The sequence below is a fragment of the Pseudomonas sp. B21128 genome (genome assembly GCF_044218865.1).
GTDB lineage: Bacteria > Pseudomonadota > Gammaproteobacteria > Pseudomonadales > Pseudomonadaceae > Aquipseudomonas > Aquipseudomonas iridis.
The window spans coordinates 551,905-571,720 of sequence record NZ_CP162590.1 but is presented as its reverse complement, the minus strand read 5'-3'; the positions used below and the strand labels follow the sequence as shown (position 1 = coordinate 571,720).

The window sequence follows — 19,816 nt, the reverse complement described above, 5'->3', positions numbered from 1 at the left end:
AGGTGATCTGCGCCGTTCACAAAGAGTGTGTTCGGCGCGAATCCAATGTGGGAGCGAGCTTGCTCGCGAAGGCAATGTTCAAATCAGTGAAGATATTCAGCCAGCCCGCGATAGCACGTCGCCAAGTGATAGGGCGTGGTGGAAGGCATGTCCTTGCGGCTGACTTCGCCCTGCTCATCGCGGCACTCATGCCAGCCACCGGCATGCAGAAAGCGCTGTTGCAATGCCTGCAATTGATGCAGCACCACGGCTTCGCTGTCGGGGCGCAAGGTCAGCGCACGCAGGTATTCGGCCTGCGCCCAGATGCGCTGGGTTGAATCTTTTGGACGTCCGTCCATTTCCAGATCAAGCATTGCGCGCACCGCACCGGACGGCTGCTCCACGCCGAATTGCTCGGTGAAGGCAAAGGCCTTGTCCAACGCGCGATGCAGTTTCGATTCTCGCAACAGATCTGACGATTGCAGCAGGAAATACCATTCGAACTGGTGCCCGGGCTCATACCAGTTATCCACAGCGCCCAACGGTTTTTCCATCAACACGCCATGTTGCGGGTCGATGAAACGCTTGTGCATGGCTGTGCATAACTCAAGCAGCGCCTGTTGCGTCGCGCTGTCCTGGCGCACGTGCAGAGTGGCGAGGAAGGCTTCGGCCAGGTGCATCAGCGGGTTTTGCAGCGGGCCGGTTTGCAACGTCATCCAGTCGCGGTCCAGGCACGCTTCGTACAGGCCATCGCCGGTGGCGAATCGCTGACCGATGACTTCCAGCGCGGCGTTCAACGTCGATTCCACCAGCGGCTCGCGGGATTTTTGCCAGTAATGCGCGCAGGCAAACAGGATGAACGCGTGGGTGTAGAGATCCTTGCGCTGATCCAGCGGTTTGCCCTGCGCATCGATGCTGTAGAACCAGCCGCCGTGCTCGGCATCGTGGAAGTGGCGTTGCAGAGAACGGAACAGCGCGGCCGCACGCTCTTCGGCGTTATCCACGACGCCGATCAGGCTGGAAAACAGATACAGCTGCCGTGCACAGGCCATCGCCCGATAACGTTGCGCTGGCAAGGGCTGGTGCGCGGCGTCGAGTGCTTCGTAGGGCAGTGCCATGTCGGCATTCCAGCCCGGGCCTTCCCAGAGCGGCACGATCACGTTGACGAAGTGCTGCTGCACCTCGCTGAACAGGGCGGTCAATTCAGGCAGGGATTTGGAGCGGGAAGCATGGGGCATTGGCGGACGTCGTCACGGCTGGGGCGATTGCGCGACATGGTAGCAGAGAGACCGACCTGAGCGATGCGGTGTCTGATCGGCCGCCTTCGCGAGCAAGCTCGCTCCCACATTGGAATTGCGCCGAACACAACAGTTGTGAACGACTTGGATCACCTGTGGGAGCGAGCTTGCTCGCGAAGGGGCCAGTTCAAACAAGAGACGTTAGCCCGCCAGCAACCACGCCCCGGTCATTGCCGAAGCCGCACCCGCCAATCGCACCAACGGCGCCGCCGCTTGCGGCAACACGCGCACCACGCCATAACCGGCGGCATGCAGTGCAGCAGTCGCAGCTACAAAACCTGCCGCATACGCCCAAGGGCTGCTCATCTCCGGTAACTCAAGGCCATGCGCGACACCATGGAACAACGCAAACAGCGCCGTCGCCGCTACCGCCATTACCAACGGCGGACGCACCGCCAGTGCCACGGCCAGGCCCAGCGCCAGCACCGATGCGGCGATCCCGCTTTCCAGCGCCGGCAGTTCCAGCCCTTCAAAACCGAGCATGCCGCCGATCAGCATGGTGCCAACAAAGGTGCACGGCAGCGCCCAGCGCGCCGCGCCTTGTTGCTGAGCGGCCCACAAGCCGACGGCGACCATCGCCAACAAGTGGTCGAGACCGCCAATCGGGTGGCTGATGCCCGCGACCAAGCCGCTGTCGCCGTGACCCGGATGTGCGAAGGCCAGTGCCGGGGTCAGCAGCAGCGCAACGGCGCCGAGAATACGTTTGAGTGTCATGGATAAGCTTCCTTGTTGATAAGTGAATCAGGCTGCGGTCAGCAAGCCCTGGCGTTCGATGAAGGCGATGATTGCGTCCAGCCCCTGACCGGTTTTCTGGTTGCTGAACACGAACGGCTTGCCGTTGCGCATGCGCTTGGTGTCGCTATCCATCATTTCCAGCGAGGCGCCGACCAGCGGCGCCAGGTCGATCTTGTTGATCACCAGCAGGTCAGATTTGCAGATGCCCGGCCCGCCCTTGCGCGGCAACTTGTCGCCGGCCGAGACGTCGATCACGTAGATGGTCAGGTCAGACAGTTCCGGGCTGAACGTCGCCGACAGGTTGTCGCCGCCGGACTCCACCAGAATCAGGTCCAGCCCCGGAAATCGCCGGTTCAACTGATCGACCGCTTCGAGGTTGATCGAGGCGTCTTCGCGGATGGCCGTGTGCGGGCAGCCGCCGGTTTCCACACCGATGATCCGCTCCGGTGCCAGCGCTTCGTTGCGCACCAGAAAATCGGCGTCTTCGCGGGTGTAGATGTCGTTGGTGACCACGGCAAGGTTGTAGCGCTCGCGCAAGGCGAGGCACAGGGCCAGGGTCAGCGCGGTTTTACCGGAACCGACCGGGCCGCCGATACCGATACGCAAAGGTTGTGTGTTCATACGGCTTCTCCAAAATAAATGCCCAAAATGACGGGCCCTAGGAACGAAACAGACGGCTGTACTGGCGCTCATGGGCCATGCACGTCAGGGACAGGCCGAACGCGGCGCTGCCCATGTGTTCGGGTTTGATGTGGGTCGCGTCTTGCTGCGCCTGTTGCAGCAGCGGCAGCAATTCGCTGGTCAGGCGCTGGGCGGCTTGCTGGCCCAGCGGCAAGGTTTTCATCAGCACGGCGAGCTGGTTTTCCAGCCAGCTCCACAGCCACGCGGCGAGGGCGTCTTGGGGGCTGATACCCCAGGCGCGTGCAGCCAGTGCCCAGCCGAGCGCCAGATGCGGTTCGGCGCATTGCTCGAGAAAGCTGCGCGCTGGCGCGTCGAGTTCTGGCAAGCCGTTGAGCAACTGCTGCAGCGAGTAACCCATCTGCCGACTTTCCAGGTGCAACTCGCGAGTCTCGCGGCTGGCACGGTGGGTTTCGCAGATGTGCTGCAGTTCGCCCCAGTGTTCCTCGGCGGCTGCCTGGCAATGAGCAAGCAGCAGCGGCGCTTCGAAACGGGCGAGATTGAGCAGCAACTGATCGCTGATCCAGCGGCGGGCGCTGTCCGGGTTGTTCACGCGGCCGTTATCCACAGCCATTTCCAGGCCTTGCGAATAGCTGTAGCCGCCAATCGGCAATTGCGGACTGGCCAGGCGCAGCAGCGCCCAGGCTGGGTTCATGAACGAACGCCGAACTGGTGCAGTTTTGGCGCGTAGTTGAAATCTTCGTCGCCGTGCCGCGAATGGTGATGGCCGCCGCCGTAGGCGCCGTGTTCCGGTTGGAACGGGGCTTCAAGCGCTTCGACCTGCGCACCGAGTTGTTCCAGCATGGCTTTGAGCACGTAGTCGTCGAGCAAGCGCAGCCAGCCATCGCCGACTTGCAGGGCGACGTGGCGATTGCCCAGGTGATACGCGGCGCGGGTCAGTTCGAAGGCATTGGCGCAGGTGACGTGCAGCAGTTGTTCGGCGCGGGCGCAGACACGCACGATGCGCCCGTCCTCGGCCTGTAGGCATTCGCCGTCATACAGAGGCGGCTGACCGCGCTCCAAAAACAACCCGACGTCTTCGTTCTCGGCACTGAAACAGCGCAAACGGCTCTTGCTGCGGGCTTCGAAGGTCAGGTGCAACTCGGCGGCCCAGACGGGTTGAGGGTCGATTCTGCGATGAATCACCAACATCGGAAAGCTTCCAGCAGTGGACAATACTCAGGCTAGAGCAAGGGGCTTGCCAATCGGACGATATGTAGGAAATCCCTGAAGGATCGTAGAGGGTGTTGCAGGATGTTGCGGGGATTTGAAGCGTTTTGGTGCATGAAGTTTTTTACATGCACCAATTTGCGGCGCCAACGCTGAGCCATTGTGGGAGCGAGCTAGCTCGCGAAGGCGGCTTTCTGGTCAACATTGATGTTGAATGACAGATCGCTTTCGCGAGCAAGCTCGCTCCCACAGGGACTGGGTTGTGATAAGGAAAAGAGGTGATTTATTCGGTACTGCCCAACCCTTGCCAGTGCTTGAGCCCGATAAAGATGAAGCGCAACTGCTGCGTGATCTTCGCCTGCGGCGTCAAATGCTCGGGCAAGGCGTCGGCTGGCGGGTCAATGATGTCCGGCAGGGTGGCGAACACCGATTTGACGATCAGATCGGCCATCACGCTCAGGCCGTCAGCGTCCAGATGCTGAAGCTTGGGCATCATCGTCAGGTCGGCCGCGAGGTCGGAACTGATGTTTTCGCGCAGACGGCCAATCGCCTGACGCACCGGCAGCGAACCACCGTACTGCTCGCGCGCCAGAAACAGGAACTGCGAACGGTTGGCGCTGACCACATCGAGGAAGATCCGCACCGACGCATCGATGATGCCGCCCATGACGAATTCGTTATGGCGCACCAAGCGGATGGTTTCGCGGAAGGTCTGGCCCACTTCGCTGACCAGCACCAGACCGAGTTCGTCCATATCGGCAAAATGCCGATAGAAACCGGTGGGCACGATGCCGGCGGTCTTCGTCACTTCGCGCAGGCTCAGGCTGCCGAATCCTCGGCCGCTTTCCATCAAGTGGCGGGCAGCGTCCATCAGGGCGTTGCGGGTCTGTTGCTTCTGTTCGGCGCGGGGCAGCATCGCAGGTGTGTTCTTTGGCAGGACAAGCGCCGCACTCTAGCAAATCGGCTTTATCGGCGTCGAACGGCAGCGGGGCAGGTAGCGGGGAAATGGCGACTTATCAAGGGCTGCGGCTAAAAAGGCAAAAGCCCAATCCGGGGATTGGGCTTTTTTTCAGGGCCGCCATGGGCTCAGCTCACAGCGCTGTTGCGTTCGATCACACGGTCACCACCACCTTCGGCAAGCGCTTGGCCTTGTGGGGTTTTGTCATAGCCGTCTTCGACCAGACCTTTTTCTTCCAGGCGATTGCGACCGTTTTCAGCGACAGCCTGGCCTTGTGGGGTGTTGTCGTAGCCGTCTTCAACCAGACCTTTTTCTTCCAGACGATTGCGACCGTTCTCGGCAAGTTGACCTTGTGGAGTTTTGTCGTAGCCATCTTCAGCCAAGGTCTGACCTTGTGGGGTTTTGTCATAGCCATCTTCGGCCAGGGTTTGGCTGAACACCGAGTGACTGTCTTTGACTTGTGGAGTGGCTTGTTCGGCAGCGGGCAGAGCGAAGGCAGTGCTGGCTAGCATCGAAAGGGTAAGACTCAGTAGTAATTGGCGTTTCATGATGGGTTGCTCCTTGGGGGGGCGATAAAGTGGGTACGAGGGCAATGCTACTCTCGATAAGTCGATATAAAAGTTCATAAACGCAATGGTAATAATCAACAGAATTGATTGTTCTGGCCGGAGGCTCTAGATCAAGCCTTTCAGAGGCATGCTTTTGCACCGCAGTGGGTATTTTCGACCCACTCGCGCCTCGTAAAAGTGCGGGTGGCGGTAACGTTGCTTGACCGATCAGTCGGATTAGGCGCGGCTTTTTGCGTCTTAATCGGTCTTTCGATTAAACCTGCGGGCCTTTTGCCAGTCACAGATTTCATAGGGGCCGCTTTGGCCCGCCGTTTCAGCTGTGCGCCGTGGATTGGGCGTGCGGTCGTGATCAGGAGTTTTGTGCATGACGCGCACTGGAAAAATCTTAAGCTGGACCTTCGCCACCCTCGTACTGCTTCTGGCCGTACTGGTGCTGATCATCGTGTTCTTCGACTGGAACCGGATCAAACCGCCGCTCAACGCCAAAGTCTCGGAAGAACTGCACCGACCGTTTGCCATCAACGGCAACCTCGCGGTGATCTGGCAGCGCGAGCCGGATGAAGGCGGCTGGCGCGCCTGGGTGCCTTGGCCGCATGTGGTCGCCGAGGATTTGAGCCTGGGCAACCCGGACTGGTCGAAGCAGCCGCAGATGGTCACGCTCAAGCGCGTCGAGTTGCGTATTTCGCCGTTGGCCTTGCTGGCGCAACGGGTGGTGATCCCGCGCATCGACCTGACCGAACCCAACGCCGAGTTGCAACGCCTGGCCGACGGCCGCGCCAACTGGACGTTCAAGTTCGATCCCAAGGATCCGAATGCCGAGCCGTCCAACTGGGTTGTTGATATCGGGGCCATCAAGTTCGACAAAGGCCATGTCACGCTTGATGATCAGACCTTGAGGACCCACCTTGATGTGCTGATCGATCCATTGGGCAAGCCGATTCCTTACAGCGATATCGTCGGCGACAAAGCGGCGAAAACCACGCAGGACAAGGTCGGCGCGCCGCAGGATTACGCTTTTGCATTAAAGGTGAAAGGTCAGTATCACGGCCAGAATCTCAGTGGTCAGGGCAAAATCGGCGGGCTGCTGGCCTTGCAGGATTCGAGCAAACCGTTCCCGCTGCAGGCCCAGGCGAACATCGGCGATACCCGCATTGAACTGGCCGGCACCCTGACCGACCCGCTCAACCTCGGCGCCCTCGACCTGCGCCTGAAACTGGCCGGTGACAGCCTTGGTAACCTCTATCCGCTGACCGGAGTGACTCTGCCGGACACGCCGCCGTACGCCACCGATGGTCATCTCATCGCCAAGTTGCACGATGACGCCGGCGCGAAATTCACCTATGAACAATTCAACGGCAAGATCGGCAGCAGCGACATCCATGGCGACCTGATTTACGTTGCCAGCCAGCCTCGGCCCAAGCTCAGCGGCGCGCTGGTGTCCAACCAATTGCTGTTTGCTGACCTCGGGCCGTTGATCGGTGCCGATTCGAACGAGAAGCCAAAAACTGGCAGTGCACAGAGCAAGCAACCGGCAGACAAAGTCCTGCCAGTGGACGAATTCAAAACCGACCGCTGGCGCGCGATGGACGCCGATGTCGAGTTCACCGGCAAACGTATTGTCCACAGTGAAGAACTGCCGTTCACCGACCTCTATACCCATCTCATCCTCAACGACGGCGAACTCAGTCTGGAGCCGCTGCGCTTCGGCGTCGCTGGCGGCAAGCTCGATGCGCAAATTCGCCTGAATGGGCGCACCGAGCCGCTTGAAGGCCGGGCCAAGTTGACGGCGCGCGGGTTCAAACTCAAGCAGTTGTTCCCGACCTTCGAACCGATGAAAACCAGTTTCGGCGAGCTCAATGGCGACGCCAATATCAGTGGGCGCGGTAATTCGGTAGCGAAACTGCTGGGCGGCGCGAACGGCAGCCTGAAGATGCTGATCAATGACGGCGCGATCAGTCGCGAATTGATGGAGCTTGCAGGTCTCAACGTCGGCAACTACGTGGTCGGCAAAATCTTTGGCGACAAAGAAGTGAAGATCAACTGCGCGGCGGCGGACTTCGATATCAAGACGGGTTTGGCGTCCACGCGGCTGTTTGTCTTCGATACCGAGAACGCCATCATCTATATCGACGGCACGGCGAACATGGCGACCGAGCAACTGGACCTGACGGTGACGCCAGAATCCAAGGGCTGGCGTTTGATCTCGCTGCGTTCGCCGCTGTATGTACGCGGCAAGTTCATTAAACCCGACGCTGGTGTTAAACCCGTCCCGCTGTTATTGCGCGGCGCGGGGATGGTGGCGTTGGGAGTGATTGCGGCGCCGGCGGCGGGGCTGCTGGCGTTGGTGGCGCCGAGCGGCGGCGAGCCGAATCAGTGTGCGCCATTGCTGGAACAGATGAAGGCCGGTAAGGCCCCGGTGACGGTAAAACCGACAAAATAGCGGGTGCCCATAAGCGCCTCTTCGCGAGCAGGCTCGCTCCCACATTCAACCGCATCCCTCTGAAGGAATGCGGTCAACTGTGGGAGCGAGACTGCTCGCGAAGGCGATTTTGAAGGTTTACAGATCTTTCAGAATGTCGGCCATGTCATCCGCATGCTCTTCTTCCTGCGCGAGGATGTCTTCGAAGATGCGGCGGGTGGTCGGGTCTTTTTCGCCGATGTACTGAATGATCTCGCGGTAACTATCAATCGCGATCCGCTCGGCCACCAGGTCTTCGTAGACCATCTCCTTCAAATTGTTGCCGGCTACATATTGTGCGTGGGACATTTTCGACAGCATGTCCGGATTGAACTCCGGTTCGCCGCCCAATTGCACAATGCGCTCGGCCAGTCGGTCAGCGTGTTCGCTTTCCTGCTTGGCGTGTTCGAGAAACTCATCGGCGGCGGTGCTGGCCTTCAGACCGCTGGCCATGAAGTAGTGACGTTTGTAGCGCAAAACGCAGACCAGTTCAGTGGCCAGCGATTCGTTGAGCAAGCGCAGCACCTCTTCACGGTTGGCGCTGTAGCTTTCAGTTACGGCGCCGTTCTCGACGTGTTGGCGCGCACGTTCGCGCAGGGTTTGGACATCAGACAGATGCAGGTCGTCGCTCATTTCAGTCTCCTGGAGGCTAATCCGATTGGCGCCACGCTCTACAGGCGCGATCGCCTACCCAGGTTGTGAGTCATACGCGATGCAAAAAGTTTTATGAGATTTGCACGGCTTGCCCTGTGTGCGTTGCCAAAGGCTGTGACCTTGGTGCCAGCCCTGACAAAAGTGCCTCTTCCTGCAACCACGCAAAAAACGCCCGCACCGGCGGATGCCGCTCGCGCCCCGGCACACACCGTGCGCTGTAGCCGGCACCGTCGACTTGCCCTTCGACTTGAAAGGGCACCAGCAAAGCACTGGCAATGCTTAGCGAGACCGGATTTGCGGGGTCGGTGGCCGAGGCTGAGCAGCGCTTGCTCGAACTCGCGAGGGCGTTCCAGCTGGGCTGATTGTGGCGGGGGGTGTAGGGCTGAAGTAGGCTGGACGCTGCGTTGTCATCATTACAGCGGATGCTTGGCGGGCGTTTTGCACGCCTTGCATCCACTCACCGACCACAAGGACGTTTGCCCATGTCGACGCGTTATCCATTGGTGCTGGTGCCGGGAATGCTCGGGTTTATCCGGCTGGTGATTTATCCATATTGGTACGGGATCATCCAGGCGTTGCGCCGCGGTGGTGCAACCGTGATTGCGGTGCAGGTGTCGCCACTCAATTCGACCGAGGTGCGTGGCGAGCAGTTGCTCGCGCGCATCGACGAGATTTTGCGCGAAACCGGGGCGCAGAAGGTCAACCTGTTTGGCCACAGTCAGGGCTCGTTGACGGCGCGTTACGCCGCAGCGAAACGCCCGGATCTGGTGGCGTCGGTCACGTCGGTGGCCGGGCCCAATCATGGTTCGGAACTGGCCGACTATCTGCACAAACACTACCCCGCAGACAGCGCCAAGGGTCGTATCCTCGTGGTGCTGCTGCGTGTTGTCGGCTGGCTGATGGCGTTGCTGGATACCGGTTATCACGGGCCTAAACTGCCGGTGGATATCCACGCCTCGCATCAATCGCTGACCACTGAAGGCGTGGCGCTGTTCAATCAGCGTTATCCACAGGGCCTGCCTGAAACCTGGGGCGGCCACGGGCCGGAAGAGGTCAACGGCGTGCGGTATTACTCGTGGTCAGGGACGTTGCAACCGGGCAAGACGGATCGTGGCGGCAATTTGTTCGACGGGACCAATCGCAGCTGTCGGTTGTTTGCGAAAACCTTTGTCCGTGAGCCGGGGCAGTGCGACGGGATGGTCGGGCGTTACAGCTCGCATCTGGGCACGGTGATTGGCGACGACTATCCGCTGGATCACTTCGACATCGTCAACCAGTCGCTGGGGCTGGTGGGCAAGGGCGCGGATCCGGTGCGGCTGTTTGTCGAGCATGCGGCGCGCCTGAAGGCTGCCGGGCTTTAACTCACAACCGAGTCATCGTTCATCGCTGGCAAGCCAGCTCCCACATTGATTCGGGGTGGTTACAAAACTTGTGCCTGACGCCGAAAAATGTGGGAGCTGGCTTGCCAGCGATTGAGGCCAGATCAGGCAACGCTGAGTTTGCGGCCCAACACCGTCGTCCAGCGCTCGGACAGAATCACCCCGCCCAACGTCAGCAAACCACCCACCAGGTGAAACATCGCCAGTTGCTCCTTCAACACCAGCGCGGCAATCAGCGCGGTAATCAACGGCAGCAAGTTGAAGAACAACGTCGTCCGGCTCGGCCCCAGGCGCATCACCGCTTGCATCCACGCCAACGGCGCGAGCATCGAGGCCAGCAGGCACGCATACAACACCAGCGGAATATTCTGCAGCGTCAGCCCGGTTTTCGGTGAGGCGGCAAACAGTGGAAACAACACCACAATCGCCACCAGCACCTGCAGGTACAGCAACACCAGCGGCGGCAGGCGCAGCTGCCATTTCTTCAGCAACGTGCTGTAAATCGCATAGGCCAGCGTGGCAATCAGCATCATCGCATCGCCCAGGTTCACGCCGTGTTGCAGCAACGCGCCGAGGCTGCCCGACGACACCACCACCAGCACACCGGCAAACGACAGCACCGCCCCCACCAACGCACCGGCAGTCAGGCGCTGGCCGAGGCTGATGATTGCCATGGCCAGCGACATCAACGGCATCAGCGACAGGATGATGCCCATGTTGGTTGCCGTGGTCAGGGTCGCGGCGAAGTAGGCGAGGCTTTGATACACCGCCATACCGAGCACGCCGAGGACGAAAATCTTGCCCAGGTTCGGGCGGATCTGCGGCCAATGCGCGATCACTTGTTTGAACATGAACGGGGTGAACAGCAAACCGGCGAGCAGCCAGCGGTAGAAACCGATTTCGGCCGGGAAAATCGCGCCGACCGCGAGTTTGTTGATCACGGTGTTGCCGGCCCAGATAAAGATCGCCAGCAGGGGAAAAGCGTATTGCATGCGTTGAAACCAGTACGTTGATGAAACGTGATTATCCCCTGTCTGGATACAGCCCTATACTTCGAACCAGACAACCTGCCACTGAAAGCGGACAGCATGAACAGTAAACACATCAATCTGCTCGATTTCAGCGAACTGCCGTCAGCGGTGTACTTCCGTTACGCCGATTTCAACGCCCATGAGTTTGCCGCGCCACACCGCCATCCGTGGGGCACTTTGGAGTACGCCGCTCACGGGGTGTTGCACATGGACGTCGACGGCAGTCGTTTCATGTCGCCACCGCAATACGCGGTGTGGGTGCCACCGCAGGTCGAGCACAGTTTCTACAGTCATCAACCGGTCAATTACCGGGCGGTATGTCTCGATCCCAAGGTTTGTACCGAACTGCCGACGCGGGCCTGCACATTGGCGATCAGCGACATCCTCAAGGCAATCCTCAAGGACTTCGCTGCTCGTGACGTGAAGATTCCCGAACGGGAGGCTGATCAACGTCTGGCTCAGGTGCTGGTCGATCAACTGCAACAGGCGCCGGTGCATGAGTGTTATCTGCCGTATGCAAGCAGCCCCGGACTGCTGGCGATTCTTGAGACCCTGCAAGCGGAGCCAGGCAACAACCAGCCGCTGGCGCACTGGGCGTTGCGGGTGCATGTCAGCGAGCGCACGTTGGCGCGGCAGTTTGTTCGAGAACTGGGGATGAGTTTCGGTGAGTGGCGCCAGCGTCTGCGTTATCTCGCGGCCATTGAAGCGCTGGAAACGCCGCGCAGCGTGCAGGAAATCGCTTTTGATCTCGGCTACAGCAGCGGCTCGGCGTTTATCGCCATGTTCGCGCGGCAGGCCGGTTGCACGCCGGAGCAGTACCGCCGCAGCCACCTGGAAGGCAGGAAGATGTAACAGGATTTGGCTACACTCCAGCGAAGGCCGCCTCCCTCGAAGCGGCGACAAGGAGAAAACTCCATGAAGATGTTGCGTGTGCCTTTGTTGATGATTGGTTTGCTCCTGTGTTCCCAGGGTTTCGCCGCCACGGCGCAACAGAACAAAATGACCACCTGCAATGCCGATGCGACCGCCAAGAGTCTGAAAGGCGATGAGCGCAAAACCTTCATGAGCACTTGCCTCAAGGCAGCGCCAGCGGCCAATGACGCCAAGGCCCTGACCCCGCAGCAGCAGAAGATGACCACGTGCAACGCCGATGCGAAAACCAAAGCCCTGAGCGGCGATGCGCGCAAGGCATTCATGAGTGAGTGCCTGAAGAAAAAATAGCGCGACAGCCAGCCCTCACCCTAACCCTCTCCCGGAGGGAGAGGGGACTGATCGCGTTGTTTCAGTACATGCATCGGCCTGCAAGATCCGGTCGATTATGGATTCAACGCAGTCCTTTCTGGTTGCCGGAGTTCTTCGCCATCTCCCAATCGGTCCCCTCTCCCTCTGGGAGAGGGTTAGGGTGAGGGCTGGATCTCCAGTCGGGCACCGGAATCCGATACACCGCATATCCCTAGTGCTCCCCCTCGATCGCTGGCAGACTGCCCATCCTTTAACGCCGTTCGTTTTGAGGCTGTATGCCAACGTTTTCTGAGCGTCATGTTGTGTTCTGGGTCAGTTGCATCATCATTTTCGGCGGGTTGCTGCTCGTCCTGCCGCTGCGCTTGCTGCCCAGCCTGCTGGCCGGGTTGCTGGTGTTCGAGCTGGTCAACATGCTCACCCCACAACTGCAACGGCTGATCGAAGGCCGCCGTGCCCGTTGGCTGGCGGTGGCACTGCTCGGTACGCTGGTGGTCAGTGCGCTGGCGCTGCTCTTCGCCGGGGCTATCAGTTTCCTCCTGCACGAGGCAGAAAATCCCGGCGCCTCTCTGGACAAATTCATGGGCGTGGTCGACCGTGCGCGCGGGCAATTACCGCCGTTCATCGACGCCTATTTGCCGGCCAGCGCCGCTGAGTTTCGCGTGGCCATCGGCGAATGGATGAGCAAACACCTGTCCGATCTGCAACTGGTGGGCAAAGACGCGGCGCACATGTTCGTGACGTTGCTGATCGGCATGGTGCTTGGCGCGATCATCGCCTTGCAGCGCATACCGGACGTGACCAAGCGCAAACCGCTGGCGGCCGCGCTGTTCGACCGTCTGCACCTGCTGGTTCAGGCCTTTCGCAACATTGTTTTCGCGCAGATCAAGATTTCTCTGCTGAACACGTTTTTCACCGGGATTTTCCTCGCGGTGGTCCTGCCGCTGTTCGGCATTCATCTGCCGCTGACCAAAACCCTGATCGTCCTGACCTTCCTGCTCGGCCTGTTGCCGGTGATCGGCAATCTGATATCGAACACGCTGATCACCATCGTCGGCCTGTCGCTGTCGATCTGGGTGGCGATGGCCGCACTGGGTTATCTGATTTTTATCCACAAGCTCGAATACTTCCTCAACGCGCGCATTGTCGGCGGGCAGATCAGTGCCAAGTCGTGGGAGTTGCTGCTGGCGATGCTGGTATTCGAGGCCGCATTCGGCCTGCCCGGCGTGGTGGCGGGGCCGATTTATTATGCGTATCTGAAGAGTGAGTTGAAGCTCGGCGGAATGGTTTAAAACGGCAGCTTCGAGTTTTCAGCTGCAAGCTGCAAGTAAGGGCAAAAGCAGATGCGCTTTTGATCCTGCTTGCAGCTTCAAGCTCGCAATTTGCAGCTGGCGTTAAACGCCATACCGTTTACGGGCTTCAATCGCCAAACCGCTGCCAATGCTGCCGAAGATGTTCCCCTCGACATGTCGCGCATTCGGCAACATCGCCGAAACACTGTTGCGCAGCGCCGGGATGCCGCTGGAACCACCGGTGAAGAACACCGTATCGACTTGATCGACGCGCACATTGGCGTCGTTCAGCAAATTCGTGACGCTGCCGCGCACCCGCTCCAGCAGCGCATCGATCGCTGATTCAAACAACGCCCGCGTCAGTTCCACGCTCAACCCGGCTTCGATGCGGTCCAGCGGCACATGGCGGCTGTCGGCGTGGGTCAGCTCGATCTTGGTTTCCTCGACTTCCATCGCCAGCCAGTGCCCGGCGCGTTGTTCGATCAACTTGAACAAGCGGTCAATGCCGCCCGTGTCTTCGATGTCGTAACGCATGCTGCCCAGCGCCAGACTCGATTTTTGCGAGTACACCGAGTTGATCGTGTGCCAGGTCGCCAGGTTCATGTGGTGGCTGGTCGGCATGTAGGCGCCGCTCTTCATGCGGCTGCCGTAGCCGAACAGCGGCATCAGGCCCTGCAGGCTCAGCTGTTTGTCGAAGTCGGTACCGCCGATGTGCACGCCGCCGGTGGCGAGGATGTCGTCGTGGCGGTTATCCACACCGCGACGCTCGGGCGACAGGCGGACCAGCGAGAAGTCGGATGTACCACCGCCAATGTCGACGATCAGGACCAGCTCTTCCTTTTCGATGGTCGACTCGTAGTCGAAGGCCGCAGCGATCGGTTCGTACTGGAACGAGACGTCTTTGAAACCAATCTTTTTCGCCACGTCCACCAACGTGTCTTCGGCTTCCTGGTCGGCCAGCGGATCGTCATCGACGAAAAACACCGGGCGGCCGAGCACCACTTGCTCGAATTCCCGACCAGCGGCGGTTTCGGCGCGGCTCTTCAATTGGCCGATGAACAGGCCGAGCAGGTCCTTGAACGGCATCGCCGTGCCGAGGACGCTGGTGTCGTGCTTGATCAGCTTGGAGCCGAGCAGGCTTTTCAGCGAGCGCATCAGGCGGCCTTCGTAGCCTTCCAGGTACTCGTGCAGCGCCAGGCGACCGTACACCGGGCGGCGCTCCTCGAAGTTGAAGAAGACCACCGACGGCAGGGTGATCTTGTCGTCTTCCAGCGCGATCATCGTTTCCATGCCGGGGCGCAGCCAGCCGACGGTGGAGTTGGACGTGCCGAAGTCGATGCCGCAGGCACGGGCTGGAGAGGCGTCTTTCATGTCTTTCGGTTCCGGTCAAAAAAACGGCCGCGCAGTGTATGTCAGTGCGCGGCAGATTCGTAGGCCGGTCATCTGCTATTTGATGACTAATCTTGCTTGAAACTCGCCGCTTTGCCCCAAACTTGCTGGCATGGGCCGGCAGATACACCGGCGGTCGCAAGAACCGCCGTCCACTGCCGATAAACTTCTGCAGCGCCACCCGGTCACAAACTTGAGATCGGTCAACCCGGCACGCGCGAATCGGCGCATGCTGGCATGGGCGCGAAATCGATAACGGATGGTGATTCCTTCAATGGACTTCAAAGACTATTACAAGATACTCGGCGTGGAGCCGACAGCAGACGACAAGGCTATCAAGGCTGCCTATCGCAAGCTGGCGCGCAAGTACCACCCCGATGTCAGCAAGGAAAAAGACGCCGAGTCCAAATTCAAGGACGCGTCGGAAGCCTATGAAGCGCTGAAAAGCGCCGACAAACGCGCCGAATACGACGAGCTGCGCCGCTACGGCCAGCACGGTCAGCCGTTCCAGGGGCCACCGGGCTGGCAGAGCCGTGGCGGTTTTGGCGGCGGCGGTCAGGACACCGGTGACTTCTCGGACTTCTTCAGTTCGATCTTCGGCAATCGCGGCCCCGGTTTCGGTGGCGGTGATGGTCGGCAACAACGCAGTGCAGGGCGCCGAGGGCAAGACGTGGAAATGGAACTGCCGATCTTCCTCGAAGAAACCCTTTCGAACGAATCGAAAAAGGTCACCTTCCAGGTGCCGCAATACAATGCGGCGGGCCAGCACGTCAGCAACACCACCAAAAGCCTGAACGTGAAGATCCCCGCGGGCGTGACCGACGGCGAGCGCATTCGCCTCAAAGGCCAGGGTGCGCCGGGTGTGGGGGGTGGAGCGAGTGGCGATCTGTACCTGACCATTCGTCTGGCGCCGCACCCGAAATTTGATGTCGAAGGCGAGAACCTGATCATCACGCTGCCGTTGGCTCCGTGGGAGTTGGCGCTGGGTGCCGAAGTGGCCGTGCCGACCCTGACCGGCAAGATCAACCTCAAGGTGCCGGCCGGCAGCCAGAACGGCCAGCGCATGCGCGCCAAGGGCCATGGTCTGAAAAACAAGGCCGGTGAGCGTGGTTATCTGTTCGTGCAGCTCAAAGCCGTCATGCCAAAGACCGCCGACGACGAGGTCAAGGCACTGTGGCAGGAACTGGCGAAGAAAGCCGCTTTCAATCCGCGAGAGAACTTCTGAACCCGACGACGGAGTAGCCCATCATGAGCAGCCCCCTGATCGTTCAACTGGACATGGCAGAATTCTGTGAGGCGGCCGATTTGTCGGACGTCTACGTGATCGAAATCGTCGAACACGGCATCCTCGAACCTCAGGGCGCGCAGCCCCGGGAGTGGCGCTTCACCGATTACGAACTGGCTTTGGCCAAACGCGCCGCCAAGCTGCGGCGCGATCTCGATCTGGAGTGGGAAGGCGTCGCACTGGCGCTTGACCTGCTCGAAGAGGTTCGAGAATTGCGCGCCGAGAACCTCATGCTCAAGCAGCGGTTGGGGCGACTGGTCGTCGAATGATCGAATCGCGGCCCAGGTAGGGGCGGGCGTAATTTCCCGTCAGCAGGCCACTTTCAGTATCGATTATTCGGTTTCATTTTTTCATCCGGGTGTGATTAAGTCGGCGCCGCGCATATGGATATGCGCGCCAGTGCCACCGTTGAGTACGTGCATTGCGGCTTTGCCGGTGCCGCCTCGACGGGCCACGACGCCCGATAACCTTTCAAGGATGAACAGCAATGCCCAAAAGACCCTCCCGCCGAGCGAGCGGCTCGGCCGATGCACACCCTCGCCCCGCCCAGACCACCGATGCACATTCGCGATCAGAACCGCCGCTACGTGTCGACGTCGGCTCATCGCACCCCTTGCGTTCCTCATCCTCCGGAGAGCCGGCAGCAGGCTCAGTCGACCCCGACCTGCCGACGGCGACTGCTTCGATCCGGGTCACAGAGCTCTTTACGCCACCGACCGAATCCGTCGCTGCATTAGGTGAGCGTCACCGACCGGTTATTGCGCAGTTCGGCCTGCCCGAGGCGGATGCCCAAGGGTTTCGGATGTTCAAGGACCGCCTGTATGTCGATTTGCCTGACGGCGTTCTGCAAATCGGTGTCGACCCGCAAACCGGGCGATACCGCGCCAAGAAACCGAGTGAGCGGATTCCCTCAGGTCCGGAGCTTGTGTTCGACCCTGTCAGCAAGTTCTGGGTCCCTTCCACGCCGAAACGAGCTGAGGCGGCACCGAACAGATCGCGCAGTGAGACTGATACAGGTCGATCTGATGACGAGTTCGAGCTGGCTTCCGAATCGATGCCGATCGCGCACTTCACCGAACGCGAACTGGTGGCCATGAGGCGCGAAGAGCACTATTCCGCCGACATCAACACGTTGGGTTCCTACGACCGCGTCAACAACGGCAAGTACCCGCTCAGAGACCGTTTTGGCAGGCCTGTGCGCATTCGCAAGCTTGAGCGCGAAGTTGTTCTGGAATCAGGCGAGCGCTACACGTCCGAGCAGATCAAGCCCTATATCAAGTTTCAGGGATATGAGCAGGTCGCCAGGTTGTACGAAGAAAAGTTGCAGTGGCGGCGGTTCACCGAAGCGGATGTAAAGGTCCCCGGCGAGGCTGCGCTGATCGGACAATCCATGGTGGTTGCCAACAGGCGCATCGCCAATGGCGAGTTGATCGGTGTTTACGGCGGCACATTACGCCCCGGACGGTTCCTGCAGCCCAACGAGCTGACATTCGCCATGTCTGTCTCCGACAATACGCTTAAGGCCAGCGTAGCCATTCCCCGAATGCATGTCGCCGGGGACAACATCATCTCCAGAATCAACACCTGTTTTATTTACGATGCCGCTGGCAAGCCCGTGGCGCAGGCGGGCGATGGTTATAACCTCCAGGTGGTCGGCTTCACTGTCGAGGCTGATCTGTTGATGGGGGACAAACCGAACCGCAACAAATACTCATTGAATGCATTCTTTGCGACGCAGGATATTGCGGCCGGAACGGAATTGCGCTGGGACTACAACTACTCTGATGAAGCGATGAAGCTGCTCTTCCCATAACGAGCGACCAAGGCGCGCCATGTGCTTGGGGAGGTGTCGAGCTTTCCACCTCCCGAAGACAGGTCGCGATCAGAACAGAAAGTAACGCTGCGCCATCGGCAGCGTTTCTGCGGGTTCACACCACAGCAACACACCGTCGGCCTTGACCTGATAGGTCTGCGGATCGACATCGATGTTCGGCAAGTAATCGTTGTGGATCAAATCGGTTTTCTGCACATCGCGGCAACCTTTGACCACTGCGATTTTCTTCTTCAATCCCAGTTGTTCCGGCAAGCCGGCTTCCTGTGCCGCCTGACTGATAAACGTCATGCTGGTGGCGTGCAGCGAGCCACCATAACTGGCGAACATCGGCCGGTAGTGCACGGGTTGCGGTGTCGGAATCGAGGCGTTGGCGTCGCCCATCAGGCTGGCCGCAATGGCGCCGCCCTTGAGAATCAACGTCGGTTTCACGCCGAAAAACGCCGGACGCCAAAGCACCAGATCCGCCCATTTCCCCACTTCAATGGAGCCCACCTCATGGCTGATGCCATGGGTGATCGCCGGGTTGATCGTGTATTTGGCGATGTAGCGTTTGGCGCGGAAGTTGTCGTTGCCCGCGCCGTCCTGTGGCAGCGGGCCACGCTGCTTTTTCATCTTGTCGGCAGTCTGCCAGGTGCGCGTGATGACTTCGCCGACGCGCCCCATGGCCTGGCTGTCGGAGCTGATCATCGAGAACGCGCCGAGGTCGTGGAGAATGTCTTCGGCGGCAATGGTTTCGCGGCGAATGCGGCTCTCGGCGAACGCCACGTCTTCGGCAATGCTTGGGTCGAGGTGGTGGCAGACCATCAGCATGTCGAGGTGTTCGTCGATGGTATTGCGAGTGAACGGTCGGGTCGGATTGGTCGAGCTGGGCAGCACGTTGGCGAAACCGCAGGCCTTGATGATGTCCGGCGCATGGCCGCCACCGGCACCTTCGGTGTGATAGGTGTGAATGGTGCGGCCCTTGAACGCACCGAGGGTGGTTTCGACAAAACCGGATTCGTTGAGCGTGTCGGTGTGGATCGCCACCTGCACGTCGTACTGATCGGCGACGTTCAGGCAGTTATCGATGCTGGCCGGGGTGGTGCCCCAGTCTTCGTGCAGCTTGAGGCCGATGGCGCCGGCCTTGACCTGCTCGATCAACGGCTCCGGCAGGCTGGCGTTGCCCTTGCCAGTGAGGCCGATGTTCATCGGGAACGCGTCGGCGGCCTGAAGCATGCGCGCCAGGTGCCACGGCCCGGAAGTGCAGGTCGTGGCGTTGGTGCCGGTGGCCGGGCCCGTGCCGCCGCCGATCATGGTGGTGACGCCACTCATCAGCGCTTCTTCGATCTGCTGCGGGCAGATGAAGTGGATGTGCGTGTCGATGCCGCCCGCGGTAAGGATCATGCCTTCACCGGCAATGACTTCGGTGCTGGCGCCGATGGCGATGGTCACGTCGGGCTGCACGTCCGGGTTGCCGGCCTTGCCGATTGCGGCGATGCGCCCGTCCTTGAGGCCGACGTCGGCCTTGACGATGCCCCAGTGATCGATGATCAGCGCGTTGGTGATCAGCGTGTCGACGACTTCGGCGGCCAGGAGTTGGCTTTGGCCCTGACCGTCACGGATGACTTTACCGCCACCGAATTTCACTTCTTCGCCGTAGGTGGTGAAGTCCCGTTCGACTTCGATCCACAGTTCGGTGTCGGCCAGGCGCACCTTGTCGCCGACGGTGGGGCCGAACATGTCGGCGTAGGCTTGGCGGGAGATCTTCATTTCCTCGTTCCTCGGAACTGAGCTGCAAGCTTCAAGCTGCAAGCCTCAAGTAAAAGCGAATGTGCGAGCGCCAGAAGACTGCTTTTTCTTGCAGCTTGCGGCTTGCAGCTTGAAGCTGC

The 19,816-nt window shown here is 60.1% G+C and carries 19 protein-coding genes and 1 pseudogene; 8 read left to right on the top strand and 12 right to left on the bottom strand.

Annotated elements, in window-relative coordinates; all coding sequences use genetic code 11:
• Positions 1 to 83: 83 nt before the first annotated feature.
• The 7 genes from AB4P91_RS02525 to AB4P91_RS02495 form a co-directional block, all read right to left on the bottom strand.
• A complete protein-coding gene (locus AB4P91_RS02525; RefSeq protein WP_395604264.1) occupies positions 84 to 1,217 on the bottom strand; it encodes an AGE family epimerase/isomerase in 1,134 nt (377 codons plus the stop codon).
• A gap of 201 nt (positions 1,218 to 1,418) precedes the next feature.
• Complete coding sequence (locus AB4P91_RS02520) at positions 1,419 to 1,991, bottom strand: HupE/UreJ family protein (RefSeq protein WP_150594067.1); 573 nt, start codon at positions 1,989 to 1,991, stop codon at positions 1,419 to 1,421.
• Positions 1,992 to 2,018: 27 nt separating this feature from the next.
• Positions 2,019 to 2,633, bottom strand: a complete 615-nt coding sequence (ureG, locus tag AB4P91_RS02515; protein ID WP_150594068.1) for an urease accessory protein UreG — start codon at positions 2,631 to 2,633, stop codon at positions 2,019 to 2,021.
• A 37-nt stretch (positions 2,634 to 2,670) separates the two neighbouring features.
• A complete protein-coding gene (locus tag AB4P91_RS02510; RefSeq protein ID WP_150596089.1) occupies positions 2,671 to 3,345 on the bottom strand; it encodes an urease accessory protein UreF in 675 nt (224 codons plus the stop codon).
• On the bottom strand, positions 3,342 to 3,842 hold the full coding sequence (gene ureE, locus AB4P91_RS02505; RefSeq protein WP_150594070.1) for an urease accessory protein UreE: 501 nt from the start codon (positions 3,840 to 3,842) through the stop codon (positions 3,342 to 3,344). The genes AB4P91_RS02510 and ureE overlap by 4 nt, the downstream gene beginning before the upstream one ends.
• Positions 3,843 to 4,143: 301 nt before the next feature.
• Positions 4,144 to 4,776, bottom strand: coding sequence for a TetR family transcriptional regulator (locus AB4P91_RS02500; protein ID WP_042557424.1), 633 nt, complete (start codon positions 4,774 to 4,776; stop codon positions 4,144 to 4,146).
• A gap of 170 nt (positions 4,777 to 4,946) precedes the next feature.
• Positions 4,947 to 5,366 carry a hypothetical protein gene (locus AB4P91_RS02495; protein WP_042557425.1) on the bottom strand — a complete coding sequence of 140 codons (420 nt, stop codon included), beginning with the start codon at positions 5,364 to 5,366 and terminating at the stop codon, positions 4,947 to 4,949.
• Between the two features lie 385 nt (positions 5,367 to 5,751).
• Between AB4P91_RS02495 and AB4P91_RS02490 the strand changes: the two genes are divergently transcribed.
• Entirely contained in the window at positions 5,752 to 7,827 is a 2,076-nt protein-coding gene (locus AB4P91_RS02490; protein ID WP_150596090.1) for an AsmA family protein, read from the top strand.
• 117 nt (positions 7,828 to 7,944) lie between these two features.
• Here AB4P91_RS02490 and AB4P91_RS02485 read toward each other — a convergent pair whose 3' ends face one another.
• Both AB4P91_RS02485 and AB4P91_RS02480 read right to left on the bottom strand, forming a co-directional pair.
• On the bottom strand, positions 7,945 to 8,478 hold the full coding sequence (locus AB4P91_RS02485) for a bacterioferritin (RefSeq protein WP_150594072.1): 534 nt from the start codon (positions 8,476 to 8,478) through the stop codon (positions 7,945 to 7,947).
• 91 nt (positions 8,479 to 8,569) lie between these two features.
• Positions 8,570 to 8,788, bottom strand: a pseudogene (locus AB4P91_RS02480) (LysR family transcriptional regulator); the annotation flags it as partial.
• A gap of 193 nt (positions 8,789 to 8,981) precedes the next feature.
• Here AB4P91_RS02480 and AB4P91_RS02475 point away from each other — a divergent pair.
• On the top strand, positions 8,982 to 9,860 hold the full coding sequence (locus AB4P91_RS02475; protein WP_150594073.1) for a triacylglycerol lipase: 879 nt from the start codon (positions 8,982 to 8,984) through the stop codon (positions 9,858 to 9,860).
• A gap of 122 nt (positions 9,861 to 9,982) precedes the next feature.
• On the opposite strand, the gene AB4P91_RS02470 is transcribed toward AB4P91_RS02475, so the two are convergent.
• On the bottom strand, positions 9,983 to 10,870 hold the full coding sequence (locus AB4P91_RS02470) for a DMT family transporter (RefSeq protein ID WP_395604263.1): 888 nt from the start codon (positions 10,868 to 10,870) through the stop codon (positions 9,983 to 9,985).
• A 96-nt stretch (positions 10,871 to 10,966) separates the two neighbouring features.
• On the opposite strand from AB4P91_RS02470, the gene AB4P91_RS02465 reads away from it, so the two are divergent.
• The 3 genes from AB4P91_RS02465 to AB4P91_RS02455 all read left to right on the top strand — a co-directional run bounded on the left by AB4P91_RS02465 (position 10,967) and on the right by AB4P91_RS02455 (position 13,440).
• Positions 10,967 to 11,761 carry an AraC family transcriptional regulator gene (locus AB4P91_RS02465; protein ID WP_395604262.1) on the top strand — a complete coding sequence of 265 codons (795 nt, stop codon included), beginning with the start codon at positions 10,967 to 10,969 and terminating at the stop codon, positions 11,759 to 11,761.
• 63 nt (positions 11,762 to 11,824) lie between these two features.
• Positions 11,825 to 12,130, top strand: a complete 306-nt coding sequence (locus AB4P91_RS02460; RefSeq protein ID WP_042557433.1) for a PsiF family protein — start codon at positions 11,825 to 11,827, stop codon at positions 12,128 to 12,130.
• Positions 12,131 to 12,426: 296 nt separating this feature from the next.
• The gene (locus tag AB4P91_RS02455) at positions 12,427 to 13,440 is read left to right on the top strand and encodes an AI-2E family transporter (protein WP_042557434.1); all 1,014 of its coding nucleotides are present in this window, start codon (positions 12,427 to 12,429) and stop codon (positions 13,438 to 13,440) included.
• A 102-nt stretch (positions 13,441 to 13,542) separates the two neighbouring features.
• Here AB4P91_RS02455 and AB4P91_RS02450 read toward each other — a convergent pair whose 3' ends face one another.
• Positions 13,543 to 14,811: an Hsp70 family protein gene (locus tag AB4P91_RS02450; RefSeq protein ID WP_042557435.1), complete on the bottom strand. Its 1,269-nt coding sequence runs from the start codon at positions 14,809 to 14,811 to the stop codon at positions 13,543 to 13,545.
• Positions 14,812 to 15,103: 292 nt separating this feature from the next.
• Here AB4P91_RS02450 and AB4P91_RS02445 point away from each other — a divergent pair, with 292 nt between their 5' ends.
• From AB4P91_RS02445 to AB4P91_RS02435, 3 genes are all read left to right on the top strand, one after another.
• Positions 15,104 to 16,054 carry a DnaJ C-terminal domain-containing protein gene (locus AB4P91_RS02445; protein ID WP_150594076.1) on the top strand — a complete coding sequence of 317 codons (951 nt, stop codon included), beginning with the start codon at positions 15,104 to 15,106 and terminating at the stop codon, positions 16,052 to 16,054.
• Positions 16,055 to 16,077: 23 nt separating this feature from the next.
• Complete coding sequence (locus AB4P91_RS02440) at positions 16,078 to 16,383, top strand: chaperone modulator CbpM (RefSeq protein WP_042557437.1); 306 nt, start codon at positions 16,078 to 16,080, stop codon at positions 16,381 to 16,383.
• 218 nt (positions 16,384 to 16,601) lie between these two features.
• Positions 16,602 to 17,927, top strand: coding sequence for a hypothetical protein (locus AB4P91_RS02435; protein WP_395604261.1), 1,326 nt, complete (start codon positions 16,602 to 16,604; stop codon positions 17,925 to 17,927).
• Positions 17,928 to 17,996: 69 nt separating this feature from the next.
• Here AB4P91_RS02435 and ureC read toward each other — a convergent pair whose 3' ends face one another.
• The gene (gene ureC, locus AB4P91_RS02430) at positions 17,997 to 19,697 is read right to left on the bottom strand and encodes an urease subunit alpha (protein WP_150596094.1); all 1,701 of its coding nucleotides are present in this window, start codon (positions 19,695 to 19,697) and stop codon (positions 17,997 to 17,999) included.
• Positions 19,698 to 19,816 lie beyond the last annotated feature (119 nt).